The following is a 26,347-nucleotide window of genomic DNA, read 5'->3' on the forward strand; positions in this document are numbered from 1 at the left end:
AAGAAAAAAAGGCTATCCCGCAGCCATTCCTGATGGCTTTTGGGATAGCCTTTTTTACACACTTATCTAACAGTCGTCACACGAACACCCGATAATTACCAACAGGATAAACAGCACGAGCACGATTGCGAAGCAGTCACCGAAGAATCCGTTTCCGCAGTAAGATGTACTCATCTTTGTTTCCCCTCCTTTCCGTTATACTCCAGTCTATACACGAATGCCGTTATTGGACTGGGCGGATGCCCAGCTTAGGCAAAAATGGGCACGTAAGAGGAGAGGTTCAGTAAAAAATAGACAATTCACAATTGACGAGGAGACAAAGGGGGTGTTAAGATACTTGCAAACATTCAAGATATTTCACAAACCAACTAAATGACAAGTGTACGACTCTTATCCAGAGAGGCAGAGGGACTGGCCTGATGAAGCCTCGGCAACCGGTAAAAATCCGGTGCCAATTCCAGCAAAGCTACGTGCTTTGAAAGATAAGAGGATGTCTCAGGCGTTTTCGTATCTGCTGACAAATCCTCTTCTTTCAAAGAAGAGGATTTTTTTTTACCCAACTATAGAAGAATAAGCCGATGCAAGGGAGAAAAGGGGCACGTCAATGAAACCAACTTTTCGCGAACAACTTTCCCGGAAAATTCTGATTCTGGACGGTGCAATGGGCACCATGCTTCAACAGGCGAACCTGACTGCTGACGATTTCGGCGGTGAAGCCTATGATGGCTGTAATGAACTCCTGAACCTGACCAGACCAGATGTGATCCGTTCCATTCACGAGAAATACTTAGAGGCGGGCGCAGACATTGTCGAGACCAATACGTTTGGTGCTGCTTCCATTGTTTTGGCCGAGTACGATGTGCCAGAGAAAGACCTTGAGATCAATATAGCGGCAGCTCGCTTGGCCAGAGAAGCGGTGGATGCCTATTCCACGGAGGAGTGGCCGCGTTATGTAGCAGGTGCAATGGGACCTACGACCAAAACCCTTTCGTTGACAGGCGGTGTCACTTTCGAAGAACTGGTCGAGGCCTATTATCGTCAGGCAAAAGGCCTGATTCTCGGCGGCTCCGATGTTCTTCTTTTGGAAACCTCGCAAGATACGTTGAACGTCAAGGCTGGCGGAATCGGGATTCGCAAAGCTTTTGAAGAGCTTGGACAGGAGCTCCCGGTAATGCTGTCAGGTACGATTGAGCCGATGGGCACAACGCTGGCGGGCCAAAACATCGAGGCGTTTTACATCTCCTTGGAGCATATAAAGCCAGTCTCTATTGGTCTGAACTGTGCGACAGGACCAGAGTTCATGCGTGATCATCTGCGGACACTGTCAGGAATTGCCCAATGTGCAGTCAGCTGTTATCCGAACGCAGGTTTGCCAGACGAGAACGGCCATTACCATGAAACGCCACAGGGACTTGCTTCGAAAATGCGGGCGTTCGCTGATCAGGGCTGGATAAATGTCGCTGGCGGTTGCTGCGGAACAACGCCTGACCATATTCAAGCGATGGCAGAAGCATTGAAAGAGTGCAAGCCACGCAGTGCAGCTGTAGAACCGCTGAGCGCGGTCTCCGGGATCGAGGTCGTTTACGTCGAAGATGATAATCGTCCCTTGCTAGTAGGAGAGAGGACCAATGTTATCGGCTCCAAAAAATTCCGAGAAATGATTGCAGCTGGTCACTATGAAGAAGCATCCGATATTGCCCGGGCACAAGTGAAGCGCGGCGCACATGTCATCGATATATGCTTGGCTGACCCCGACCGTGATGAATACGAAGATATGGAAAAATTCCTACAGTTCATCGTGAAAAAAGTAAAAGCGCCCCTCATGATCGACTCGACAGATGCCAAGGTCATGGAGCTGGGACTTCGCTATTCGCAAGGGAAGGCCATTCTTAACTCGATCAACCTGGAAGACGGCTTGGAGCGATTTGAGGAAGTCGTTCCGCTTATTCACAAGTTCGGTGCCTCCGTTGTCGTTGGAACGATTGAGGAAGCAGGTATGGCTATCACTCGCGAAAAGAAGCTGGAGGTCGCGCAACGCTCGTACGACATTCTTGTCAACCAGTATGGCATAAAGCCACAGGATATTATTTTCGATCCACTCGTCTTTCCGGTAGGGACAGGGGATGAACAATACATCGGCTCTGCAAAGGAAACCGTAGAAGGAATTCGTTTGATCAAACAGGCAATGCCTGCTTGCAAGACGATCCTGGGTGTCAGTAACGTTTCCTTCGGTTTGCCTCCTGCGGGTCGGGAAGTGCTGAATGCGGTCTTCTTGTACCACACCACTCTCGCAGGGCTTGATTACGCCATCGTCAACACGGAAAAGCTGGAGCGCTACGCTTCGATTCCAGAAAACGAGAGAAGGCTGGCAGAAGCCCTTTTATTCGAGACAAATGATGAGACATTGGCGGCCTTCACCGAATTTTATCGCCAAAAGAAAAAGGAAGTCAGTGTGGAAGTCTCCTCGTTAACGCTCGAAGAACGCTTGGCCCGTTATGTAGTCGAAGGCTCCAAGGATGGTCTGGTGGAAGACTTGAAGCTGGCGCTGGATAAATACACACCGCTCGAGATCATCAACGGTCCGTTGATGGCTGGGATGGAAGAGGTCGGTCGCCTGTTCAACGGCAACCAGTTAATCGTGGCAGAAGTATTGCAGAGCGCGGAAGTCATGAAGGCATCCGTATCTTTTCTGGAGCCGTTCATGGAAAAAAGCGATGCGGCTGCCAAGGGGAAAATCTTGCTGGCGACCGTCAAAGGCGATGTGCACGACATCGGAAAAAACCTCGTGGAAATTATTTTGTCAAACAACGGCTACAATGTCGTGAATCTTGGGATCAAGGTACCGCCAGAGCAACTGATTGCCGCATGCAGAGAAGAAAAGCCGGATGCCATCGGTCTATCTGGACTCTTGGTAAAATCCGCGCAGCAAATGGTCATTACTGCACAAGACCTGCGTGAAGCAGGCATTGATATTCCAATGATGGTTGGCGGAGCGGCGTTGACGCGCAAGTTCACATCGAACCGGATCGCACCGGAATACCGCGGAATTGTTTTATACGCAAAAGATGCCATGGATGGTCTGGACCTCGTAAATCGTCTGCAAAATCCGGAAGAACGTGATCGCCTGGTAGAGGAACAGCAGCATTTGCTGGAAGCAGTTGCAACGGCTCAGCCTGTTGTCGAGGAGAAAAAAGCACCAATGCCAGCTCGCTCAGCCATCAGCAAAACCGTTCCGATCCATCTGCCGCCAGATTGTGAACGACATGTTCTGCGACAATACCCGCTCAGCCATCTGCAACCGTATTTGAACCTGCGGATGCTCCTCGGAAAACACCTCGGTGTTCGCGGAAATGTAGATAGATTGATAGAGGCAGGCGACGAGAAGGTACTGGAACTGTACGGCATTGTGGAAGAGCTATTAAATGAAGCGAAGCAAAAAGGAACGATTACGACACACGGTGTGTATCAGTTCTTCCCGGCTCAGTCAGATGGCAACGATATTTTGGTTTATGATCCAAAAGACCACAGCAAGCTGCTGGAGCGCTTTTCGTTCCCGCGTCAGCTGGAAGAACCACATCTTTGCCTGTCGGACTTCTTGCGACCAGTGGAGAGCAAGGAAATGGATTATGTCGGATTCCTGACCGTAACGGCTGGGGGAGGGATTCGCGAAAAATCTACAGAGCTAAAAGATCGTGGTGACTACCTGCGCTCTCATGTCCTCCAAGCCTTGGCATTGGAGCTGGCAGAGGCATTTGCTGAGCGAATTCACCACGTCATGCGCGACGTGTGGGGCATCCCGGACCCGGTTGAGATGACGATGCTCGAGCGCTTCGGTGCCAGATATCAGGGTATTCGTGTCTCCTTCGGTTACCCTGCTTGCCCGAATCTAGAAGATCAGGCGCAGTTGTTCCGTCTGTTGCGTCCAGAGGATATCGGCGTTCAGCTGACAGAGGGCTTCATGATGGAGCCAGAAGCTTCCGTATCGGCGATGGTATTTGCTCACCCTGAAGCGCGCTATTTCAATGCAGGTCCATCCATATTTGAAGTGTAAGGAAAGTTGTAAAGATAAATGAAAATGGGAGAGAAGGGATTGAGTTGACGACGAGAAAGAAAGATCTACGAGCCTATTTGAAAGACCACCTGCTAGTCGGAGATGGTGCGATGGCGACCCAGCTGCACGGGCTGGGCGTCCCGGTTGGCGTCAGCTTTGAGGAGCTGTGTTTATCCAACCCTCGTTTGGTGCATGAAGTTCATACGTCTTACTATCAGGCCGGCGCACGTTTCCTAGAGACAAATACGTATTCTGCCAACCGAGATGCATTGAGCCGTTACGGTCTGGAGCATAAAGTAGCGCGGATTAACCGGCTAGCAGTCGCCATTGCACGGGAAGCCGCACAAGACGATGCCTATGTGGCTGGGAGCATCGGATCGATTTTGGCTGGACGGGTGAAGAAAAAGGTTTTGGACGAGTACCGTGACCAGTATGAGGAACAGGCGATTGCTCTGTTGCATGCTGGCGTAGATGGACTGATTCTGGAGACGTTCGTGGACTTGGAGGAGCTGCTTCTGGCGATCGAGGTAATCCGTCCGCTCACAGATGTACCTGTTATCGCGCAGTTAGCCACTTTGGAAGTAGGGCGCACACGCGATGGCTACGCTTTGACAGATGCTTTTTCCGAGCTGAAAGCCGCAGGCGCTGATGTGATCGGACTAAACTGTCGCCTTGGTCCCGCTGAATTGCTACGTTCGTTTGAAAATACAGTGATTCCAGAAGGTGCACTCTTATCCGTATTCCCGAATGCGGGGCGTCTGGGGATGACTGACGGAGAATACGCTTTTAAATCATCACCTGAATATTTTGGACAGAGTGCGCTTCGCTTGCGTGAGCAGGGGGTACGGTTGATTGGCGGATGCTGCGGAACTACACCTGCACATGTGAAGGCGATTGCGGATGCACTTGAGTCACTTGAGCCGCAAGCGCGTGTGAACCCGACCATTGTAGCTGGAGATCGTTCTTCGATTTCTGTGCAGAACACGAGGGAGAGGGAGAAACCAAGCATTGTCGAGCGTGTAAAAACAGCAACGACGATCATTGTCGAGTTTGATCCTCCGCGTGATCTGGATGCAGACCAGTTTCTGCACGGATGCTGCGAGCTGCACAAAGCAGGAGCAGACGCCATTACGTTGGCGGATAACTCGTTGGCGACAGTGCGCATGAGCAACATGGCTCTCGGGGCCCTCATGAAGAGCAGACATGGAATCGATCCGCTCTTGCACATTGCTTGCCGGGACCGCAATCTCATTGGGCAGCAATCGCACTTAATGGGGCTGCACGCTTTGGGGATCGACCAAATATTGGTGATTACTGGCGATCCATCGCGGTTTGGTGATTTGCCAGGTGCCAGCTCGGTATTTGATGTGACCTCGTTTGATTTGATTCGCATGGTGAAGCAGTTGAACGAAGGTGTATCGTTCTCAGGACGTCCATTAAAGCAAAAAGCCCAGTTCATCGTGGGTGCAGCCTTTAATCCGAATGTCCGAAATATGGATGCTGCCGTTGCCCGCTTGGAAAAGAAGGTCGAGGCAGGCGCGGATTACATTATGACACAACCTGTGTACGATGCCGAGTCCATTCGGAATGTATACGAGGCGACGAAGCATATCGGCATTCCTGTCTTTATCGGGATCATGCCGCTGACCAGCTCGCGCAATGCGGAATTCCTGCATAATGAAGTGCCGGGAATCAAGCTGTCGACAGAAGCTCTGGAACGGATGAAAAAGGTACAGGGAGAGGCCGCCCGGCAGGAAGGGATCGCAATCGCGAAAGAATTGGTCGACACGGCCGTTCGTTACTTCAATGGCATCTATCTGATTACACCTTTCAATTATTACGAAATGGCGGCAGAGCTCATTCAATATACGCGCCAGCAAAGCTCATTAGTGAAGCTGGCCCAGACTTAACGGTATACGCCAGTTAAATAAGGAAGGCCTATGTGTATAGACAGGCTATAGCCTTGCGTCTAATATACATGGGCCTTCATTTCGTCTAACATAAAGGCGGTCTTGAGAGCTTCCCGATTGCAAAACTGTTGAATCTCAGCAAGGCTCATCTGGGCATACAGCTTCTTGCGTAAAAAGCGTTCAATGATATGCGGGAAAGCGAGATCGACAAAGAGCAAATGCAGTTGCTCAATCGATAGGGGATTTTCTTGGAGATAGCCACGCAATATATGAGAGAACAATTCCTCGTTCCACTGTTCATTTTTTCGCATAGCAAGGGATAGAACACGGGCAATGTCTTTGGACGGAAAATCGTAACGAACGTCGTCCCAGTCAATAATCGCAATTCTTTGATTACTGACGAGCAAATTCCCATTGTTAAAATCTCCGTGACAGAGAAAGTGATTGGTCAGTGGTTCCCTTTTCCATTTCGAGAAGTATGGAGAGGATATCAAATGTTCCTTGGCTGTCAGCCCTGCTTGTTTAAAAAAAGGAAGGTATTCCGCGATAGTAGCGTATTTTTGATTATTCTTCCCGGCGTGTCGAAGCTCCCACTTCTCAAGGGCAGCTAAATCTGTCTTGTACTCCATGGACCATTTTTCTGCGCCATTGTAAAGGTTGCCATGCTTGGAGGAAAAACCGAGCGACCTCGTATGAAATTTGCCTAATACCGTGCCAATCCTTTCCATTCGAATAGGAGAATTATACGCAATATTTGACCAAGATAGCCTTTGGTGCAGAACGAAAAGATTTTCTTTATGAGTTATGTAACGCTTATTATTTTTGGTTCGTTGAATATCGGGGATGAGTACACCGTTTTTGCGCAAATGCGCTTCTGCATTCAGAATGAAATGTAAACGCTCCTTTTGCAGAGGGAAAGCTTTTCCGATGAATTTGCCATTGGTGGTTTCCAAATAAATGACGAGTGATTTGGATGTATCCCGAATGGTTTTGTGATGTAAAACAGTCATGTCGTATTTGTTCTGGATTTTTTTGATGAGGTCGTCCATTGCTGATGCCCCTCCTTGCGTACAGAGCTACAAGTATTGTACGGAAGAAGAGGAGTGGTTGACACTAATGGATCTACTTAGCAAGCGAGGGAAGAGGGTGCCAATTCATCTCGCGTAAAAAATGACTCAGCTCAGTAAACTTGGCGATTCGTTCCTCACGTGTAAAAGATGCGTTAGCCCCACTGGTAGACGGGACGACAAACACATAGCTGCCAGACCACTCTTCTGTCCCAAAGTACCTGATTGGCTGCAGCCCCAGTGAAATGGCTTCTTTTTTTTGTCCAGTCGCGTGACGAAAAGCAGTAATTCCGTTAAAACAAATGACACGAGGCCGGTAAGTCTGAATCATTTGGACGAATAGCTCTGCACCTGCGGCATAATCCTCGTTGCGCAGGTCTGTTGCGGAGCGGGTAGGGCGTGAGACCAGATCGGTAATACCGTAGTTGTAGTCTAAGAGGGTAGCGGTTTCCTCGGGCAAGAGCTTGTGAGGTGTCAGGCCGCCTTCGTATAAGCCGCGCCAAAACAGGTTGGCTGGATTGGCGTAGTGGAAACCCGTTGTAGCCGATATACGTCCTGGATTGATACCGCAAAATAAGACCGCCAAATCGCGGCGAATGTATGTGGGCAACCATTTTTCTGTGAACTCGACCAAAGCGAACCCCTCCTGTTTACCACATTGTAGCACATCAGTGAGCGCTTTCAGAAAGGATCAAAAAAAGCTGCCAGATTCGGCAGCTTCAGGTTATATTGGATCAAGTAATAGGTCTTATAACTGGGGATGCGGATACGGCAGCACTTGCTGTGGCTCATTGAACGTGAATTGCTCCATTTCATTCCGAACGTATCTTTTCGTCTCGAATGGAACGACTTCTTGTTCTTCATTACCCCACAACCAATTCGACAGCATTTGTATCATAAGGATACCCTCCACTTTGTGGAAATGTTTTACATGTTCATCATACTCCAGTTGAGGGCATTTTAGGTTGGGCAGGTGTGAATAAGGCGTGAAGAAATCGTGGATAGAACGTGAACAAAATTAAAGCGATTTCACAGGGCTTCGAAAAAAAGCGAAAAGAAATCCGCCTGTACGAACGGACTCTTTTCGCTTTTTTGCCATGTCAATTCTATGGATTGGTCGACCACAGTCCAGCGGATTTCACAAAGATGCGTTTGTTCAGCTTCAGCTGGCTAACCACAAACTCAGCAATATCCTCAGGCTGCATGGTCTTTTCAGGATTTCCGTCGGTCAGACCCAAGTCAATTGCCATATCGGTTGCTACTGTGCTAGGCGTAAGCGCCGTTACGCGAATATTATGTTTGCGCACTTCGAGAGCCAACGATTCAGTCAGACCAAGAACACCGAATTTGGACGCACTATACGCGCTGGTGACAGGAGCTCCTTTTTGTCCAGCGGTGGAGGAGATGTTGATAATGTCACCGGAGTTTTGGTCAATCATGCCTGGGAGTACAGCGCGAGTTACGTAGTACACACCCATCAGATTGACTTGAATGATTTGTTCCCATTCGTTCGTTTCAAGCTCCAGGAATTTACCGAATTTAGCGACGCCTGCATTGTTGAGCAGGATATCAATTTGACCCAGTTCATTTTTGATAGAGGTAACGGCTGTCGTGACATCATCATAGTTGGAAACGTCTGCTGTCGCAATCGCGACCTTCACGCCGTATGCGTCGACTTCCTTGGCTACTTGCTTCAAATTTTCCTCAGAGCGAGCCAAGAGGCCGAGATTCACGCCTTCTTTTGCCAAAGCAATTGCAGTAGCGCGACCAATGCCTTTACCTGCTCCTGTAATGATTGCGGTTTTTCCTTTTAGATCGATAGCCAATCGATAACACTCCTTTTTCAAGACAATAGGAATCTCATGTATATTGTGCAGTGTACTAGCATTTATCCGCGGAGGGAAGGATGCACTTTTATGTACGTAGGTTACGAAAGGTAACTGCATGAAATGCAAATGTCCTCCCAGAGCTGGGAGAACATTTGCTAGCGTGCTGCACAGTGCTTACAGTTTGTATACGTCTGTGTATTTTTTCTCAAGGTAATTCATCAAGTAAGTCGCATTTGTACCTTCGCCTGTAATCGCTTGAACGAGTTCACGAGGGCTCTTCATTTTACCGTACTGATGGATTTTTTCCTTGAGCCACTCACGGATCGGAGCGAAATCGCCTTTTGCGATCAGCTCTTCGTAGCCGTTGATCTCACTCTCCATAACGTGGACGAATTGTGCCGCATACACATTACCCAGCGAGTAAGTAGGGAAGTAACCGATCATTCCACCTGACCAGTGTACATCCTGAAGCACACCCAGTGCATCTGTCGGTGGCTCAACGCCCAGGTACTCTTTCATTTTTTCGTTCCAGATTTTTGGCAGATCAGCCACTTGAATGGTTTGATTGATCAAGCCTTTCTCGATTTCGTAGCGGATCATGACATGCAGGTTGTACGTCAACTCATCTGCTTCCGTCCGGATAAAGGAAGGAGTAACAGCGTTAACCGCACGATGCAAATCTTCTACAGACACCCCTTCGAATTGGGTAGGGAACGCTTTTTGCAAGTCCGCGAAAAAGTGATTCCAGAACGGCAGACTGCGTCCGACCATGTTTTCCCAGTAGCGGGATTGAGATTCGTGAATCCCCATGGAGGTACCATCGCACAGAGGAGTGAACAGCAGGTCAGGATTGATGTTCTGCTCGTACATCGCGTGGCCAGCCTCGTGAATACAACTGAAGAGCGCAGAATTGAAATCATTTTCAGCGTAGCGCGTTGTAATGCGGACATCACCAGGGTTGAAGGTGGTGCAGAACGGATGCGCACTGCGATCCATGCGGCCAGACTTGAAGTCGTACCCGATTTTCTCGAGGATATAACGGCTGAATGCTTCTTGGTCTGCCACTGGGAAGTTTTTCGTCAAGAAGGATGTGTCTGGCTTGTTCGGGGAGTCGGCGATTGCTTTTACCAGCTTGACGGTTTTCTCGCGCAAGGTGGCAAAGATCGGATCGAGCTGATCGACAGTCATGCCAGGCTCATACATGTCCAAGAGGGTGTTGTACTTGTTTTTACCGTCATGACCCCAATACTCGATGAACTCGAGCTGGAAGTTCACGATTTTCTCGAGGTACGGTTGGAACATGGAAAAGTCGTTATTGGCACGAGCTTCTTCCCACACCGTTTCTGCCTTGGCGGTCAGCACGACGTACTCCTGATGTCTGTCAGCAGGAATTTTCTTGTTGCGGTCAAATTCCTTTTTGCATTCCAGCACACTGTGACGGGTAATTTCATCCAATGTTTCGAGGACAGATGGTTCACTCAGCTCCGACAAAAACGCTTCCATTTCTTTAGACGTCGCCAGCTTGAATTGTTCGCCAGCCAAAGTCCCGATGATTTCAGAACGGGCATCCATTCCATTGCGAGGCGCTTGTGTAGCCTTGTCCCAATAAAGAACGTTCAGTGCTTGCGTGTAGCTGGTTATTTTCTTCACATAGTCACGGAATTCGGCCGCACGTGTTTCCACAGTCGTTGACATAGGGTTCCTCCCATCGATTTGTCATATTTTGGTAATCAATATGTAAGTCATGCAGTCAAAAAATTTTTACTACTGAATATTATAACGGTTTAATGAAAAATTACTAGGTGGATGCGGCAAGCATTTGTCGGTATAATCGTAGAGGAAAAGAATGTGTTACTTATTTGCGATGACAGGAGAATGAAGATGAGTCAATCCAATCCCCAATGGGAAAATGAGATAGCAAAACGCCGTACCTTCGCCATCATCTCCCACCCGGATGCGGGTAAAACGACAATGACGGAAAAGCTGCTCTACTACGGCGGAGCCATCCGTGAAGCAGGGATGGTCAAAGGGCGAAAAAATTCCAAGCACGCCACCTCCGACTGGATGGAGATCGAGAAAAAGCGTGGAATCTCCGTTACGTCCAGTGCGATGGATTTCGAATACAACGGTCACCACATCAACATTTTGGATACACCTGGTCACCAGGACTTCAGTGAAGATACGTACCGTACGCTGACGGCTGCTGACGCTGCTGTGATGATTATCGACGTAGCAAAAGGGGTAGAGGCACAGACGATCAAGCTGTTCAAGGTCTGTCGGATGCGGGGTATTCCGATCTTTACGTTCGTGAACAAGCTGGACCGTCACGGTAAAGATCCATTCGAGCTCTTGGAAGAAATTGAGCGCGTACTGGGTATTCGTTCTTATCCGATGAACTGGCCGATTGGGATGGGCAGCTATTTCAGCGGTGTATTTGACCGCATGAAGTCTCGTGTTGAGCTGTACCAAAACAATACACAGCACGAGGAAATTTCCTTTTTCCCTGTAGAGGGAGCAGAAGATCCACTAATCGGTGATCGTGTCGGTCAAGAGTTGTGGCAGCAATTGCAGGACGAAGTCTCCCTGTTGGATGTTGCGGGAGATGAATACGATCCTGAACTGATCAACAAAGGGCAACTGACGCCTGTTTTCTTCGGTAGTGCCATCAATAACTTCGGTGTACAAACATTCCTGGACAACTTCCTGCAAATGGCGCCAGCACCTTCTGCGAAGAAGAGTACAGAAGGCTTGATCGATCCGTATACGAATGCGTTCTCCGGCTTTATCTTCAAAATCCAAGCCAATATGAATCCAGCTCACCGAGATCGCATCGCTTTCTTGCGTATTTGCTCCGGTAAGTTTGAGCGGGGGATGGCCGTCAAGCACGTCCGTCTTGGCAAAGACATTAAATTGGCGCAGCCGGTACAGTTTATGGCACAGGACCGCGAAATAGTCGAAGAATCGTTCGCTGGAGATGTCATCGGTCTTTTTGACCCAGGTATTTTCCAGATCGGCGATACACTCTGTGTCGGAAAATCGTTTGAGTACGAAGAAATGCCGCACTTCTCGCCGGAGTTTTTCTCCAAGGTGATGGTGAAGGACGCGATGAAGCACAAGCAATTCCAAAAAGGGATCATGCAGTTGACCGAGGAAGGAACGGTGCAGTTATTCCGTACCCATCCGATGGAAGAGTTGATTCTTGGCGTGGTAGGTGTGCTGCAGTTCGAGGTACTGGAATACCGTTTGAAAGCCGAGTACGGGGTAGACATCATGCTAACTCGTATGCCGTATCAAATCGCTCGCTGGCTCGAAGGGGAAAAAGCAGACCTCGATGCTGTGAAGAACCGAACCGTTTCCGACCGTCATGGCCGTCCGGTTATGCTGTTTGAGAGCGAATACCAGTTACGTGTCGCGATGGATAAATACTCGAATATCAAGTTCCACGAGAGTTCTCTTGGTTTGAAAACCGTTCATTCTTAATTGAAAAAGGAAATGGCAGGGCCTCCCGATCACGGTGAGGCCCTCTTTATCCCTCACGAGGAGGCAATACAATGCAAATTTTGTTGATTCGACATGGACAATCCGATGCAGACATTTTGAATGTACATGAAGGCAAGGCAGATTTTCCTTTGACAGAAGAAGGCCGTGAACAGGCTCGGCGAATGGCAGCGCGCGTTTTGGAGCAGTTTCCTCCAGACTTTATTTGGGCGAGCACACTCAAGCGAGCGAGTGAGACCGCTTCTATTCTGGCTGAAACAGTAGGTTGTCCCGTTCAGTACATACCCGAGCTGCAAGAGCACAATAATGGAGATCTGGCAGGCAAGCCCTTAGAAGAAGTCCCGTTTCCTTGGGGAATCTTGCCGCATGAAAAGCTGGGTGGAGATGGCGAGAGCAAGATCGAATTCCGCGCACGCGGGGAGCAAATCTATTCCGCAATCAGACATCTCAGCACTTCCTATAAAAGAATTGCGATTGTTTCCCACGGCGGCATGATCTCCAGAATCATCGAAAGTTTCTTGCAGCTGCCTGTCTTGCACGACATTTACTTTGGCACGGGCGATACAGGTATCCACTTGTTGGAGTACAACGAATACGGACGTCTGATCCATTTCACCAATTCCACGACTCATTTGGACAGCATGGACTAGAACTCGATGGCAAAAAACCTGACCTCCTTCGTATCATTTGGTAGGGTAATCATCCCTTTTTCTTGCAGGCCGATTTTCTTTAGAAGATTGGCAGAAGAAGCATTATCGGGGTTGGTGATTGCTACGATGCGCTTTAAGCCGACAACTTCTTTTCCGTGGGCAAGAACGGCAGAGGCTGCCTCATACGCGTAGCCTTTGCCCCAGTATGCGGGTAGTAAGGCAAAGCCGATATCGACATCCTCCAACGAATCTCTCTTGATCAGTCCACATAAGCCGATCGGAACATTTCCTTCCTTCAGTTCTGCCAAATACAGACCAAAGCCATGACTCTCGTACATCGCGACAGCACCATTCAAAATATAGTTGCGGGCGTCTTCCGTCGTACGAAGACCACGATCGCCAATAAATCGAATCCAAGAAGGCTCATTCATCAGTTTCAAGACAAAATCAGCGTCTTCCGCAGTTTGCCAGCGGAGGATGAGATGATCTGTTTCCAGCACTTTCACAGGAACGACACCTGCCTTTTCTTTTATTCGTTATCCGATGATTTGGAGTTCTTTGGGGAAAGACGTCAATACTTCTACGCCATCCTTCGTGACGAGCACATTGTCTTCAATGCGGATGCCACCGATCTGCGTGTTATAAATGCCCGGTTCAATCGTGAAAACCATGCCTGGGATGAGTTCTCCTACTGCCTGGCTGTGAACGTACGGAGCCTCATGAAGCTCCAATCCGATTCCGTGCCCTACACGATTGATGAAAAATTCTCCATAGCCCCGGTCCGCAATGACAGCTCGTGCAGCTAGGTCAACATCTGCGATCAGAGCCCCTGGTCGAACGGCTTGTATCCCGGCCAGATTCGCTTGCAAGACCGTATCGTACATGTCTAGCACTTCTGCACCCAGTTGACCGACTGCAAACGTACGAGTCGTGTCTGACACATACCCATCGACATACACCCCTGCGTCAATCAACAAAACTTCTCCCGCCTGAATTACTCGATTCCCCGGGTCGCCATGGGGCAGTGCTGCTTTTTCTCCAGCCAGTACAATCGTTGAAAAGGAAGGGCCTTGGGCTTTTAGCTTTTTCATCTGGTATTCCAGCTCTGCGACGACGTCCAGTTCCGTCATCCCTATGGATATCAGAGGGAGCGTGCGGCGTAGAGATTCCTCCATGACCCAAATAGCTCGCTTGATCGTAGCGATTTCAGATGCATCCTTAGCCACGCGTATGTTGCCCAGCAATTCTCCGACATCCGCTGCTTCTGTAGCTTGCACGATCGATACGAGTGCCTCATATGTTTTCGCTGTCAAATGGTTCTTCTCCACACCAATGTGAGAGAGGGGAGTCGGCAGCAGATGCTGAAGCACGGTTAGTGCATCCTGTGAATCGTCATGCGTGTAAATCATAATGGAAGGACAAGCCTCCCGTGCTTTTTCACCGTCCAGCAGTGGAACGAAGAGGAAGGGGGACTCGCCTCTCACCAAAACGAGGCCCATAAAACGTTCATGTGGCTCTGTTAAAAATCCGGTAAAGTAGTACACATTTTTGGGATGCGTAATAATCAATGCGTCCAGTTTCCTGCTTTCCATATACGCGTGCAGCTTTTCTAATCTTTCTTGCATCCAGATCACCCTTTTTTATTGGTAGACAATGTTAGGTTCTAAAAATGACAGGCGTCAAAACGGACAGGATCTCGGCTTCTTCAACGGTGGAAGGATTGTACCAAGTATGAAGGAGAGAGGAAGGGAAGTGGATCGTGTCTCCTTGTTCGAGATGGTATTCTGTTCCGTCGACGACGATGGTGACACATCCTTTTACGACGTAGTAAAACTCTTCACCGGGATGCTGAAAGGCGACATGCTTCATCTGTCCGGCTGGCAACACGTTGAGGAGGGGTTCCAGCGCCCTGTCTGGGAAATTCCCACCGATTCGAACGTACTTCACAGGTGAACCTTCAATCTGCAACGTTTGACGCTTTTCAATGGGGGTGTGGTACGTGATCTCTTTTTCTACTTCAAAGAAGTACGTAATGGGGACACCAAGGCATTCTGCAATTTTTTGCAGAGAAGTAATCGCGAGCGAACTGTTACCGCGCTCTACTTGTGATAAAAAACTGACGGAGAATCCTGATTTCTCACTTAAGTCCTTTAAAGTAAGCTCCTGCTGTATACGAAGCGCTCGTATTTTTTTGTAAACGTGCTCCAAAAAGTCACCTCCTCCACAAAAACAATTACGGTATTACAGTAAATATTACGGTAATACAAAAATAAATGCTACATTTATTCTGAATCTTCCTTCTTCTTTTGATATCCTACTTGTACAATTCCCGTCATATAATGGGACAAAGACAGGCCGTTAGAGAGGAAGGGAATGCTTTGAGGGCTCTCCTGTTGGTGGTTTTGTTTCTTGTTTCCTTTGACATGCACGCGCAGACGCCACTTCTTGCGCCGTATTTAAACGTATTGGGTGTATCCGCTGCGATGATCGGCTTCGTACTCGGCGGTTATGCGATCAGTAATTTGACAGGCAACCTGATCGCGGGCCCTTTTCTCGATCGCTATCCGAAAAAATGGTTTATCGCAGGTGGATTGATTTTGGCTGGCGTGATGCTGATTGGTCAAGGCATCGTGCAAAATACCGCGGGCTTTTTTACCTTTCGTCTGATGCTCGGGTTTTTGATGGCGTTTGTATCTCCTGCTTGTTCTGCCTTGCTCGGAGAAACAGGGAAGACGGCTCTTGAGCAGGGCGAGATCATGGGTAAAAAGGGATTAGTCCTTACCTCAGCAGGTATCGTATCCCCGGCAGTCGGTAGCTTTTTGGCGGTGCAGTTCGGCTATGGTCAATCATTCGTGATTCTCGGCTACATGATGATCATTGCTGGCGTTTTCGCATGGATGATGCTGCCGGCTAGAGTAGAGGGAAGCACGCCGTCCACGCCACGGAAGAAAGATGGAGGCAAGCAGAGCCTTACCGCTATCCTGGAAAATCGGATGCTGTACCCTGCGTTTCTTGGGGGATTTGCGATCATTTACGCCCAAGGAACGATCATTTACGAAGTGCCTTTACTCATCCAAAGACAAGGGCTGTCCCCAGCAGTTACTGGCATATTGTTCAGCTTGAAAGGCTTGGGGGCACTTGCGATTCTGTGCCAGTTTTGGCTGCATCGTGTCCCCGTAGAGACGAGAACATTTGCTGGATTGGGTGTGCTCAGCCTTCTTCTGTACGCCTTGGCAATCGGTTTGGCGATTCCGATTCACGTCATGATGTTTTTCTTCGGTGCGTGCTTTGGGATGCTGTTCCCAGCCTTTGCGACCATTTTGACGGTACATACACCCCGAGAGCTATACGGGAGTGTGTTTAGTATTTACTCAGCGGTATTGTCGATCGGAGCGGTATTTAGCCCAGTCTTGGCAGGCTTGCTGGGGAATTGGCACCATTCCTACTTCATTGCGTTTTTTGTAACAGCTGGCGTGTGTCTGATCGGGGGACTGCATCGATTCTTGTTAAGTGGGGTTCCACGCTAAGCGGATAAAAAAATAGAGAGAAGAAGGACTTTCTGCTTAGTAAGCAGGGGGTCTTTTTTCGTTTCCATAAACAAAAAGTTGAGCAACGTGCCATAATCGGATATAATACCCATTGTGATTTTGATAATTATTCTCAATGAAAATGTGGTCGAGTTGGCAATTTCGCTGCTTGATGGCATGACGCAGATGGAGGAATATACCAATGAAAAAAACAGCCAAACTTTCGATAGCCAGTGTCGTATTGGCAAGCCTAGTTACAATCGTGAGCGCGTGTTCTGGCCAGCCGAACGCTGCGAATCCAGAGACACAAGCGGGTGACAGTCAGACCGCGACACCAGCGGCTGAAGCTCCACGTGTATTGAAGGATGCGATGGGAAATGAAGTAACAGTCCCAGCCCAACCGCAGCGCGTAATCGCTTCTTACCTGGAGGATCATTTAGTAGCGTTGGGAGTAAAGCCAGTGGCCCAATGGTCAGTAGGGAACAGCCAGGTACAAGGCTACCTGCAAAAGGAGCTGGCGGGTATTCCAGCGATTCCTTATGATCTGCCACCAGAAGTAGTCATGAGCCACAGTCCTGACCTAATTATTTTGGACAGCGCGACCCTGATCCAAGGGGACAAGTATAGCCAGTACTCCAAAATCGCTCCTACTTATACCATTGGAAAAGAAAAGAACAACGATTGGCGAACAGAGCTCCTGACAGTAGGAGAAGTCCTCAACAAGGGAGAAGAAGCGAAGAAAGTGCTGGCAGATTATGAGACATTTGCAGATGAGTCCAAACAAAAGTTGCAGCAAGCAATCGGGGAAAAATCGGCGGCGGCACTGTGGATGACGGGGAAAAATGTGTACGTAGCACGTCAGGACTTGTCTAGCGGTGATGTGCTTTACAAGGACCTCGGGTTTAAGGTTCCTGCCATCGTTCAGGAAATCTCCCAGTCAGGAGATGCAAACTGGAACGCTATTTCCATGGAGAAATTGGCTGAACTCGATGCCGAGTACTTGTTTATCGTAAACAGTAATCCGACGGCTGTGGAACAACTGCAAAAGGACCCAGTGTGGGCGAATATCCCTGCTGTGAAGAACGGAAATGCCTACACGTTTGCGAAAGATTCCAGCTGGCTGTACACAGGTGTCATTGCTAACCGCCAGATGATTGAGAATGTATTGAGCAGCGTAAGCAAATAAGAAGAGAAAGCCTATCCACCCTTTGACGTTTCGTGCGAAAGAGTGGATAGGCTTTTTACATGTGTTTCTTGCTATTTATGGGGCTGGGATCTTCTGGATTTTACGTGCTTCAATTCTGCCACGATAATAAAGCTCACGATGACAAGTAAAAACCACGAGCTGATTTTACTGAGATGCACGAGCTCCCAGCCTGCTCTTTGATTCGGATAATTCCAAGCACCGAGAAACGTCGCTATATTTTCCGCAATCCAAATGAAAAAACCGATCAAAAAGTAACCAAGAGGGATGGGCATGAAAAATCGCTCGTTCGCGACGCTAAAATAAACACGGGTTTTCCAGAAGACAATGAAAATAGCTGCCAAGAGCACCCAACGCAAATCCCAAATATAATGGTGGGTGAAAAAGTTCAGATAGATCATTGCGCCCAAAATGGTAGCGATTATCTGACTCGGCCAGCCAGAAAGAGAGACCTCTAGTCGGCGCCACGCTTGACATAAGTAGCTCGCGACGCTGGCGTACATGAACCCACTGTAAAGAGGAACGCCAAACACCTTGCTGTACGCATCCTCCGGATAGCTCCAAGATCCCATATGCACCTTGAATATTTCCAAGCACAGCCCGATCACGTGAAAGACCGTGATGACCTTCAATTCGTCCCGAGATTCCAAGCCACTTTTCACCATGAAGATCTGGAAGAGTAGGCAGAGCAAAAGCAGGAGGTCATACCTAGGCAAACCAGGAATGGTGACAAATTTGGATAAGGCCAGCGAAGCAAAAATAAAGACTGGAAACAAGCATGACATGGCTTCTTGATAGCCGAAATGAAGCAATAAACGAATATATCGTATCATTTGTCTGTCCTTTACGTTCTGAAAGTAGTTTCAGAGGGCTAATCCGTAAGCACAAACCGCACAAGTCTATTAATCGCGGAAGGCAGCACGCTTACGTGGCCCTCATCTTCGAATTTGATGTAGCTCACTTGAACACCTTTGGTAGCGAGTGGTTCCATGCGCTCAACGACCCGTTGTGCACCCTCGACCATGAAGGAGAGCTCATCACCGCCAACCATGACAAGAAGCTTTCGTTCATGCTCCCCTCTCCATTGGGCGATGAAGCGCTCTTGCTCCCTCAATACCTCGTCATTGCCCCACCAGACGGAAGGGCTGCCTGATACGACGTGAGAGAATAGCTTCGGACGCGAGAACATTGTATACAGTGTGAAATGACCGCCCAAGGAGTGGCCGAAAATCGCCTGTTTGTTCGGATTTATTTGCCATTCGGAAGAAATAGCTGGCATCAGCTGCTGTTCCAGGAAATCGAGGAACAAATCAACTCCGCCATACTCTGGCCAAGGTTGCCCATTTGGTCGGTCAGGAAGTGTCGATGCGTCCACAGGCATGGTCAGATCGTAACAACGACGGTCCATGTCAAATGGCAGACGTGATGGATAGCCGATTCCTACAACAATGGCTGGGTTGAAGCCCTTGGGCTTACGGGTCTGCAACTTCACTGTCTCGGCAATCGTTCCGAACATCGCGTCGCCATCCACGGCATAAATAACCGCATACCCTTCAGGAGGGGCCTCAGCTTCCGGAATCGCAATCATAATCCGATAGTCTCGACCTTGGCCTGATTGCAGTGTCCACTCTACACAATTACTAGGGGAGTAGCCGTTTTTCTCTATGATTCTCATTTTGCAATCAATCCTTTCACATCGTCAATGACTTTCATATGTGCGATCAGACCGCCACTTAACCAGTGATCTCCCTCAACTTTAAACGTACGACCGTTCTTCACAGCCTCCATGCTTTTCCAAACAGGACTGTCTGTCAAATCTTTCTCAAACGCATCCCCCGTACCAACGTCATTGATGAGGAAAATATAGTCCGCATCCAAATCAGGCAAGCTCTCTAGGGATAGATTAATTCCACCGCCGGATACAACCTGGCTCGGCAAAAAGCCTAGTTCTTTGGTAAGTACGTATCCGCTAAAGAAGTCGTACTTGATGAAGAACATCCCTCTGCCATTGAAGCGAATGATCGCTGCTTTTTTTCCTTGGATATGGGGGGCCAGCTCCTTTTTGGCTGACTCAACATGCTCCTTATACTTCTGCAAAGCCTCTTCAGCTTCCGCCGACTTGCCCAGCATATCGCCAACCACGCGGACAGAAGATTCAAGATTAGCATCGGCATGCTTGAACACATATGTCGGAGCAATCATCTTATATTTATCGTACACACCGCTTTCCATATGATTAGCATTGTGCAAGAGGATGAGATCTGGCTCATGGGCCATGACCGCTTCCGGCTCTGGAGGTAATCCACCTGCGAAGGTAATGGACGGAACATCTTTTAGCTTATCTTGCAAATACATTTTCGGTCTTGAACCAGTTGACCATTGTACGACCGGAGCAACACCTAGTGCGACCAATGTATCTTCCAGATTGGGAGCGAATATTTTGGTAGGTGTGGATGGCAATGTCACCTCGTTGCCCATTTCATCCTTTAGTACCCGCGGGTAGGCAGGCTGGTCAGAAGAGCTCTTTGCCGATCCTTCGGTACTCCCGGTCGCGGACGAATCGACCTTCTGCGTCACTGCCTCACTGCTTGCATTGTTCCCGCAGCCTGCTGCAAGTCCAGCAACGAGCATCGTCGTAGTCAGCATCAGCGCAAGGCTAGTTTTCTTTGTCATACAAGTGGAATCCCCTCTCGATGATAATGTTTCTCACTGGAAAACATTATAATTCACGCAAGAAAGGGGCTCCATGGACAACACCTTGAATTGCATTTGGACTTTTCCCCGTTACCATCAGCACCATCTCATCCAGCATTCGGTTCATGGCAACCGGTGAATACTCGTACCACGGATTAGAAGGCAAGGGATACAGATACCCATATTGAACAGCGCGAAGTCCTCTCCAAAGCGAATGATGCTGTAGCGTCAGCCAGCTTAGGCGTGTCGATTCATCCAGACAAACGAACAACAGGATTCGCTCCGGGTCTAAGCTCGCAAGCTGCTCAAGCGTGATTGGAGTATTACAAGGTTCCGTTTCCTCTTCCACAAGAGTAAGCTGCAAGTCATCGCACAGAAGCTCCCTCATCCCCTTGTTGTTGTAGAGATGGATGCTATCCCGATAAAGTCGAATGATCGCAAATTTATCTTGTTTGAGCACGGACCGCAGGTCTGCGCGAACGGCAGCAGCCTTCGCTTCATAAAAAGTGATCCAAGAGTCACAAGCTGCTTCTTTGCCCGTGTAACTGGCAACTTCACGTAATTGTTCTCTCCAGCCAGAAGATTGGAGGGTCAAGACGTCTATGCCATGTGCGGACAAGCGTTGTCTGGTAGTCTCGGGAAGTTCTCTGTGGCTAATGACAACATCCGGCTTGGCAGCCAGAAGCATCATTTCCTGATCGTCATCGTTCCATGGTGTTTCGACCGCTTTTAGATGAACCACAATTCGTTGTTGATACTGCTGATAGTAATAAGGAGTCCATTTCGCATCCAAAGGAGCAGCGACTGGTATAATCCCCAATACGACTAAATGTCCCAGTAGGGAAGGGGAGTAGACGGCAACTTTGCGCTCGGAAGCTCTTTCATACGAGGAGGGGGATACACCCACTTCCTTTTTGAACTTCCGACTAAAATAAAACTCATCGCTATACCCGATTGTTTTCGCAATATCCCGCAGCTTCATATCCGTCTCGCGCAACAATCGCTTGGCGTGATTGATACGCAGACTCGTTACATAGTCCATGACACTTTGTCCGTAAGCCTTCTTGAACGAATCACCAAAATAGCTCGGACTCAAGTTCGCCATCGCTGCCAACGTAGTTACGTTTAATGGACGATCGAAGTTACAGATCATATATGCGCGAACCTCGTGAAGTGACATTTGACCTCTGGGCTCGTATTCTTCGTTATGCTTCATGAATCTATCCACCTTTTCAGGCAAGTGCAGAAGTTTGTGATAATGATAATTATTATCTATGAATGATAGCGAAAATGATAGAGGAAGAAAAATAAGGCGGTCGCTCCCCCAGTAACGTAGGGAAGCGATCGCCGCCAATCCATTTTTGGAATTACTCTTCTCCGGTAGCTACCGGATTTTCCTCGTACGAGCTCCAGTCACTCCAGCTGCCCAAATACAATTTCACATCTGTTCGACCAGCAGCATGGAAAGCAAGCAAATTGGAGCAAGCCGTCACGCCTGAGCCGCAATAGACGATCAATTCTTTGTCAGCGTAAGGAGCGAGGCGCTTTTGCAACTCGTCTGACGGAAGCATCGTCTGATCAGCAGTGAGGTTGTCCTTATAAAAGAAATTGTGCGCCCCAGGTATGTGACCTGCTTTTGCGTCGATCGGTTCATTCTCACCGCGGTAGCGTTCTGGCGCACGAGAATCGAGCAAGACAGTATGCTCGCTGCGTTTTTTGACACCTTCCATGTCAACCAGCATGTCGTGACGGACATGGGGGATGAACTGACGAGCTTGTACAGTAGGTACTTCTGCTGTTACCTCATAGCCAGCCTTTTTCCAAGCAGCGTATCCGCCGTCGAGTACAGCTACCCGATCGTGACCAAGGTATCGCAGCAGCCACCATAGACGTCCTGCCATCGCCATTTCCTGATCATCGTAGGCGATGACGGTCGTGTTGGCATCGATTCCCGCATTTGAAAAGTGGGCAGTCAGCAGATCCGTATCTGGTAGAGGATGGCGTCCACCATGCTCGCTTTTGGAGCCAGAAAGGTCACGGTTCAGATGAAAGTAGAGGGCTCCCGGGATATGGTCCTTCGTGTATTCCTCTGCACCTGCTTCAGAAGCACTTAAAGCAAAACGACAATCGACGATCAGCAAATTTTCATCGTGTAGATGATCCTTGAGCCATTGAGGTGTGACAAGTGCTTGCATGAATCTCCCTACTTTCGCTTTTTTTCTTCATCATAGCAGATGGCAATCCAATCAGGTACAATAATTACGGTAAGTGGTTAGGGGAGAGGAGAAGAGAGATGAAGCGTTTCATTCGCTATTTTTTTGAGGGGTTATTGTTTGTCATTCCTTTGGCAGTGACGATTTATATTTTGTACTGGATTTTCACGACAGTGGATAACTGGTTCTATCTGCTGGTCCATAAGTGGTTTAACCTCCAAATTCCAGGACTTGGCTTCCTCTTGACCATACTCGGCATCACGATTGTAGGCTTCCTTGCATCCAATGTGCTGACACGCGGAGTGCTTTCGCTCGTGTCCACTGTTTTCGAGAAAGTGCCGTTTATCAAACTCATTTATACATCCATCAAGGATTTGATCGGAGCGTTTGTAGGGGAGAAGAAGAGCTTCGACAAGCCGGTGCTCGTGACGCTATCAAAGGATGGAAATGCGAAGGCAATTGGGTTTATCACAAAGGAAAGCCTCGATTCGTTCGGACTCGCAGACCACGTAGCGGTCTATTTGCCACAGTCGTACAATTTTGCAGGAAATCTCCTGTTGTTTCCGAGCGATCAGGTACAGCTGCTTGATACGGAAAGCTCAGAAGTCATGGCATTCCTGGTATCGGGTGGAGTATCCGGAGGGCCGCAAAACGTAAACAAAAAAAGCAGCGATGCTTAAAAAAACAAACCTCCAGCGCCACGAGTCTTGTGGTTTTGGAGGTTTGTTGTTTGATTTTTGGGAGCTTCTTTAGTGTTTTCTCAATTTATAGCGATCGTTGTCAGAGGTGGTATTCCCATAAACTTTGAACCACACCTTTGTTCCAACATTTTACACAAAAAAAAGACACTCAAACGAGTTTGAGTGCCTTCTCATTTCAATAATGTTAGCTGCTAAAAAATCCACTATGGCTGGAATATTTGCGACGATAGTGACGATGACCGTATGTTCGATGCCCCATCTTCCATAAAGGCCGATATCGGTAATCGCTGCTGCTGTACTTGTGATAGCCACGTCCGGTCATTTTCCACAAGAACCGAGCGCCTTTCTTAAAGAGGACCGCCACAATGACAATCGCAACGAACAATATAACGAAACCGATCCCCAAAATCGTGAGTAGGACTGACATCCACATCGTCTCCTTGCCAAAAGGTCTTACCCTTTCTTACGGATGACTCCACAGGAAGTTTCAATTATCCCTCGGCGTTCAAATATTTCTCATAGGGTGTGTAGTCGATTTCTTTGGATTTCAGGTGGGCAATGAGCCATTTGTGGTCACGCTTGGGGGTTGCTACGATATAGCCCTTTACAATCAAATCTGTTGTAATGGTGGTTGCTTTTTCTTCCAGCGCGATCTGGCCGATTTTCGCTGCGATGGAACGTCTCGCAACATCACGAAACAACTGTGGCACAGGATCAACCAATTCATTGAGCAAGGTCAGACCCTCATCTGTCCAGAGCGAACGTGTCTGATCAATGTAATGATCTTGCCAATCCAAGTCAGATTTTCCGTCTTGCTTGGGCATGGACTTGAGAAATTTGCGGAACATGAAATACCCGCCAATCGCCATAAGACTTACGAGAACAATGGTCCAGCCAACGATAAACAGGGAAAACCCTGTAGACATTTCACCCATACCTTGTACACCTCATTACCAATATCCATTCACTAGTAAAAATTGTACCTTATTTTGGTTCGAGCAACAAACTTTTTGTGCGTTTACCTATCCTTGGGGTTTGCTCTTCCCAAGAACACATACAATTTAGTATGATTAGAATTAATCTTTATTGGGAGTTGACGCTCATGTTCAAGCTTGGACAACGCGTCGTCATTGTTGCTGACTCCTTCGAGCAAGGTTTGCCTATGGGTGAATACGGTTACCTGATTGCTCGTGACCGCAATCCGGACAGCGCATTTTCCTGGGTTTTACGCATTCCGAAAATTGATAAGCATATCGCCGTTGTAGAAGAAGATATCGCCTTGGAGGAGCAATTGCTTGCGGAAGAAGCAAATCGCATCTCGCAAGAGGCTTTACTTGATTTTGCATTGGCGACAAGGAACGAAGCACTGTTTCGACAACTGATGGGCATGGAAGATGCAGAAGAGGCAAATGACGAACCCGCGAAGGAATCAATGGAGGAATTTATCCGTAAAGTAAATATCAAAGCATGGATCTAATTGGCGGTTTTCCTTGTGTGGAGAATCGTTCTTTTGAAACTTTTGTGAGGAAATGAAAGCGAGGCTGTTTCATGTCTGAATTTGTGACGTTTACCAATGAGTTTGGTCAAACCATCGATATGTCCCGAGAGGATTACCAGAAAAAAATAATTCCGCAAAATCTGGATAAGTACTGGGATGAAAAAGATAAGCTTCGCGATTTTGCGATGGAGTTGGTGAAGGGTCAATTTCATGAGCAAGCCCAGATCGCTGCCGACAGGCTTCTCGAATTATACGGGCCAATTGAGTCTGCTCTCATTTTCCGTGCAGTCGTTCATATGCAGGCGAGAGAGTTTGAAAGCGCTAAAAAAATCCTGACAGATTGTCTGGAACGATTCCCGTCCTCGGGTACGGCTTGCACCAATTTGGCAAAAATCTTCGCGTTTGAGGGAGATGAGCCAAAAGCGTTCGACACCCTACATACAGGTTTGCACAAAGACCCGAATCAAGAAAATGGCTTGAACATGTTTGTCGAGAGCTTCTTGCAAAGAGGGAAAAAGGATGAGCTGAAAGGGCAGCTGGAGGCGCTGGCAAGTAAAGACGGCGCTTGGAGACCACAGCTTCAGCTGGCTCGTCTTGCTTTGACGGAGGAGGACCTCCTGAATGCGATGAAATGGTACACGGTTGCGATTGAAGGAGCGAAGGACCGCTTTGAGGTCGTCATGACTGTGACTGGTGAATTGGGACAAGCAGGTTATGTCTATCAATTGATTCAGATTTGTGAAAAGTTCTGGACGCCACATTTCCCGTATCCGTATGCAGGCTTCAACTATGCCAACGCTCTGTTGGCAACCGATCAAATGGAAAAGGCAATCGTCATCTTGCGTAGCATGCAAGAGCATTTGCCAGATAACTACAAGCCTATGGTCGATCACTTCCTGAATCGAGTACCTGGAGCGCTCGAAGTAGAAGCAGCCGCGCAACAGAAGGTCGTCGAGAACCAGCTGGACGATCCGACGACGAAGAAGAGCAAGTGGAAGTTTTGGAAGTAAATCGATAGCTAGAGCGCCCGGCAATTCACTGTTGGGCGTTTTTCTATAAGAAGGGGGAGTGTGCGATGCTGCATCATGTGGAAGTGTATGTCTCCAATCTGGCGCGCTCCAAAGATTTTTGGGGCTGGTTGCTGGAAGGGGAGCTGGGCTATACGCGATATCAAGAATGGGCCAGTGGGGTAAGCTGGAAACAGAACGGTACCTATCTGGTTTTTGTCCAGGCAGAAGAGCGATTCCTCGACATTCCGTATCATCGGTGTCGTGTCGGTTTGAATCATCTGGCATTTTACGCACGGGATCGAGAACATGTGGAAAAGCTGCGGGAGGAAGCTGCTCGTCGCGGCATCACCTTGCTCTATCAGGATCGGCATCCGCATGCTGGAGGCGAGGGGCATTATGCCTTGTTTTTCGAGGACCCCGATAGAATAAAGGTCGAGATCGTCGCCCCCTAACCTCCTCAGGACATTTTGTTCCATGAAAAACGGTGCAATCATC

General features: G+C 48.4%; 26 protein-coding genes and 1 riboswitch. Of the genes, 10 read left to right on the forward strand and 16 right to left on the reverse strand.

Going from position 1 to position 26,347, the window contains the following annotated elements; all coding sequences use genetic code 11:
• Nucleotides 1-66 precede the first annotated feature (66 nt).
• Nucleotides 67-174: a YjcZ family sporulation protein gene (locus tag ACKKE8_RS12400; protein WP_083995026.1), complete on the reverse strand. Its 108-nt coding sequence runs from the start codon at nt 172-174 to the stop codon at nt 67-69.
• A 213-nt stretch (nt 175-387) separates the two neighbouring features.
• Nucleotides 388-489, forward strand: a riboswitch (SAM riboswitch).
• Nucleotides 490-604: 115 nt separating this feature from the next.
• Between ACKKE8_RS12400 and metH the strand changes: the two genes are divergently transcribed.
• Both metH and ACKKE8_RS12410 read left to right on the forward strand, forming a co-directional pair.
• Entirely contained in the window at nt 605-4,051 is a 3,447-nt protein-coding gene (metH, locus tag ACKKE8_RS12405) for a methionine synthase (protein ID WP_409178420.1), read from the forward strand.
• 44 nt (nt 4,052-4,095) lie between these two features.
• Nucleotides 4,096-5,961: a bifunctional homocysteine S-methyltransferase/methylenetetrahydrofolate reductase gene (locus ACKKE8_RS12410; RefSeq protein ID WP_409178421.1), complete on the forward strand. Its 1,866-nt coding sequence runs from the start codon at nt 4,096-4,098 to the stop codon at nt 5,959-5,961.
• A 59-nt stretch (nt 5,962-6,020) separates the two neighbouring features.
• Here the strand turns inward: ACKKE8_RS12410 and ACKKE8_RS12415 are convergent, their stop codons facing one another.
• From ACKKE8_RS12415 to ACKKE8_RS12435, 5 genes are all read right to left on the reverse strand, one after another.
• Entirely contained in the window at nt 6,021-7,010 is a 990-nt protein-coding gene (locus ACKKE8_RS12415) for a phosphotransferase (protein WP_409178422.1), read from the reverse strand.
• A gap of 73 nt (nt 7,011-7,083) precedes the next feature.
• Nucleotides 7,084-7,662 (reverse strand): mismatch-specific DNA-glycosylase, encoded by a 579-nt coding sequence (locus ACKKE8_RS12420; protein ID WP_409178423.1) that lies wholly within the window; start codon nt 7,660-7,662, stop codon nt 7,084-7,086.
• A gap of 114 nt (nt 7,663-7,776) precedes the next feature.
• Nucleotides 7,777-7,926 carry a hypothetical protein gene (locus ACKKE8_RS12425; protein WP_162837744.1) on the reverse strand — a complete coding sequence of 50 codons (150 nt, stop codon included), beginning with the start codon at nt 7,924-7,926 and terminating at the stop codon, nt 7,777-7,779.
• A gap of 208 nt (nt 7,927-8,134) precedes the next feature.
• Nucleotides 8,135-8,854 (reverse strand): 3-ketoacyl-ACP reductase, encoded by a 720-nt coding sequence (locus ACKKE8_RS12430; protein ID WP_409178424.1) that lies wholly within the window; start codon nt 8,852-8,854, stop codon nt 8,135-8,137.
• 177 nt (nt 8,855-9,031) lie between these two features.
• Nucleotides 9,032-10,552: a carboxypeptidase M32 gene (locus tag ACKKE8_RS12435; RefSeq protein ID WP_409178425.1), complete on the reverse strand. Its 1,521-nt coding sequence runs from the start codon at nt 10,550-10,552 to the stop codon at nt 9,032-9,034.
• A 186-nt stretch (nt 10,553-10,738) separates the two neighbouring features.
• Here ACKKE8_RS12435 and ACKKE8_RS12440 point away from each other — a divergent pair, with 186 nt between their 5' ends.
• Entirely contained in the window at nt 10,739-12,337 is a 1,599-nt protein-coding gene (locus tag ACKKE8_RS12440; protein ID WP_409178426.1) for a peptide chain release factor 3, read from the forward strand.
• A 71-nt stretch (nt 12,338-12,408) separates the two neighbouring features.
• Entirely contained in the window at nt 12,409-13,005 is a 597-nt protein-coding gene (locus tag ACKKE8_RS12445) for a histidine phosphatase family protein (protein ID WP_409178427.1), read from the forward strand.
• On the opposite strand, the gene ACKKE8_RS12450 is transcribed toward ACKKE8_RS12445, so the two are convergent.
• From ACKKE8_RS12450 to ACKKE8_RS12460, 3 genes are read right to left on the reverse strand one after another with little or no spacing between them, the layout of a single operon-like run.
• Nucleotides 13,002-13,511 carry a GNAT family N-acetyltransferase gene (locus ACKKE8_RS12450; RefSeq protein WP_409178428.1) on the reverse strand — a complete coding sequence of 170 codons (510 nt, stop codon included), beginning with the start codon at nt 13,509-13,511 and terminating at the stop codon, nt 13,002-13,004. The two genes, ACKKE8_RS12445 and ACKKE8_RS12450, sit on opposite strands and share 4 nt — an antisense overlap.
• Before the next feature lie 30 nt (nt 13,512-13,541).
• A complete protein-coding gene (locus ACKKE8_RS12455; protein ID WP_409178429.1) occupies nt 13,542-14,630 on the reverse strand; it encodes a M24 family metallopeptidase in 1,089 nt (362 codons plus the stop codon).
• Nucleotides 14,631-14,661: 31 nt separating this feature from the next.
• Nucleotides 14,662-15,213 carry a helix-turn-helix domain-containing protein gene (locus ACKKE8_RS12460; protein WP_409178430.1) on the reverse strand — a complete coding sequence of 184 codons (552 nt, stop codon included), beginning with the start codon at nt 15,211-15,213 and terminating at the stop codon, nt 14,662-14,664.
• Nucleotides 15,214-15,383: 170 nt separating this feature from the next.
• Between ACKKE8_RS12460 and ACKKE8_RS12465 the strand changes: the two genes are divergently transcribed.
• The gene (locus ACKKE8_RS12465) at nt 15,384-16,532 is read left to right on the forward strand and encodes an MFS transporter (RefSeq protein WP_409178431.1); all 1,149 of its coding nucleotides are present in this window, start codon (nt 15,384-15,386) and stop codon (nt 16,530-16,532) included.
• 202 nt (nt 16,533-16,734) lie between these two features.
• Entirely contained in the window at nt 16,735-17,718 is a 984-nt protein-coding gene (locus ACKKE8_RS12470; RefSeq protein WP_409178432.1) for an ABC transporter substrate-binding protein, read from the forward strand.
• A 71-nt stretch (nt 17,719-17,789) separates the two neighbouring features.
• Here the strand turns inward: ACKKE8_RS12470 and ACKKE8_RS12475 are convergent, their stop codons facing one another.
• The 5 genes from ACKKE8_RS12475 to ACKKE8_RS12495 all read right to left on the reverse strand — a co-directional run bounded on the left by ACKKE8_RS12475 (nt 17,790) and on the right by ACKKE8_RS12495 (nt 22,625).
• Nucleotides 17,790-18,569, reverse strand: a complete 780-nt coding sequence (locus ACKKE8_RS12475; protein WP_409178433.1) for a DUF817 domain-containing protein — start codon at nt 18,567-18,569, stop codon at nt 17,790-17,792.
• A 38-nt stretch (nt 18,570-18,607) separates the two neighbouring features.
• Nucleotides 18,608-19,411 carry an alpha/beta hydrolase gene (locus tag ACKKE8_RS12480; RefSeq protein ID WP_409178434.1) on the reverse strand — a complete coding sequence of 268 codons (804 nt, stop codon included), beginning with the start codon at nt 19,409-19,411 and terminating at the stop codon, nt 18,608-18,610.
• A complete protein-coding gene (locus tag ACKKE8_RS12485; protein WP_409178435.1) occupies nt 19,408-20,409 on the reverse strand; it encodes an ABC transporter substrate-binding protein in 1,002 nt (333 codons plus the stop codon). Before ACKKE8_RS12485 ends, ACKKE8_RS12480 begins: the two co-directional genes overlap by 4 nt.
• Nucleotides 20,410-20,455: 46 nt before the next feature.
• On the reverse strand, nt 20,456-21,646 hold the full coding sequence (locus tag ACKKE8_RS12490; RefSeq protein WP_409178436.1) for a helix-turn-helix domain-containing protein: 1,191 nt from the start codon (nt 21,644-21,646) through the stop codon (nt 20,456-20,458).
• A gap of 151 nt (nt 21,647-21,797) precedes the next feature.
• Nucleotides 21,798-22,625 carry a sulfurtransferase gene (locus ACKKE8_RS12495; RefSeq protein WP_409178437.1) on the reverse strand — a complete coding sequence of 276 codons (828 nt, stop codon included), beginning with the start codon at nt 22,623-22,625 and terminating at the stop codon, nt 21,798-21,800.
• 98 nt (nt 22,626-22,723) lie between these two features.
• Here ACKKE8_RS12495 and ACKKE8_RS12500 point away from each other — a divergent pair, with 98 nt between their 5' ends.
• The gene (locus tag ACKKE8_RS12500; RefSeq protein ID WP_409178438.1) at nt 22,724-23,323 is read left to right on the forward strand and encodes a DUF502 domain-containing protein; all 600 of its coding nucleotides are present in this window, start codon (nt 22,724-22,726) and stop codon (nt 23,321-23,323) included.
• 205 nt (nt 23,324-23,528) lie between these two features.
• Here the strand turns inward: ACKKE8_RS12500 and ACKKE8_RS12505 are convergent, their stop codons facing one another.
• Together ACKKE8_RS12505 and ACKKE8_RS12510 are read right to left on the reverse strand one after the other, a co-directional pair.
• A complete protein-coding gene (locus ACKKE8_RS12505) occupies nt 23,529-23,771 on the reverse strand; it encodes a hypothetical protein (protein WP_409178439.1) in 243 nt (80 codons plus the stop codon).
• Nucleotides 23,772-23,835: 64 nt separating this feature from the next.
• Nucleotides 23,836-24,279, reverse strand: coding sequence for a DUF2621 domain-containing protein (locus ACKKE8_RS12510; protein WP_088907049.1), 444 nt, complete (start codon nt 24,277-24,279; stop codon nt 23,836-23,838).
• A 167-nt stretch (nt 24,280-24,446) separates the two neighbouring features.
• Here ACKKE8_RS12510 and ACKKE8_RS12515 point away from each other — a divergent pair, with 167 nt between their 5' ends.
• The 3 genes from ACKKE8_RS12515 to ACKKE8_RS12525 all read left to right on the forward strand — a co-directional run bounded on the left by ACKKE8_RS12515 (nt 24,447) and on the right by ACKKE8_RS12525 (nt 26,304).
• Nucleotides 24,447-24,821, forward strand: a complete 375-nt coding sequence (locus tag ACKKE8_RS12515; protein ID WP_409178440.1) for an ATPase — start codon at nt 24,447-24,449, stop codon at nt 24,819-24,821.
• A 71-nt stretch (nt 24,822-24,892) separates the two neighbouring features.
• Nucleotides 24,893-25,852, forward strand: coding sequence for a tetratricopeptide repeat protein (locus ACKKE8_RS12520; protein WP_409178441.1), 960 nt, complete (start codon nt 24,893-24,895; stop codon nt 25,850-25,852).
• Between the two features lie 65 nt (nt 25,853-25,917).
• The gene (locus ACKKE8_RS12525; protein ID WP_409178442.1) at nt 25,918-26,304 is read left to right on the forward strand and encodes a VOC family protein; all 387 of its coding nucleotides are present in this window, start codon (nt 25,918-25,920) and stop codon (nt 26,302-26,304) included.
• Nucleotides 26,305-26,347 lie beyond the last annotated feature (43 nt).

Source organism: Brevibacillus fortis, from assembly GCF_046196545.1.
GTDB classification, from domain to species: Bacteria; Bacillota; Bacilli; order Brevibacillales; family Brevibacillaceae; genus Brevibacillus; species Brevibacillus fortis_A.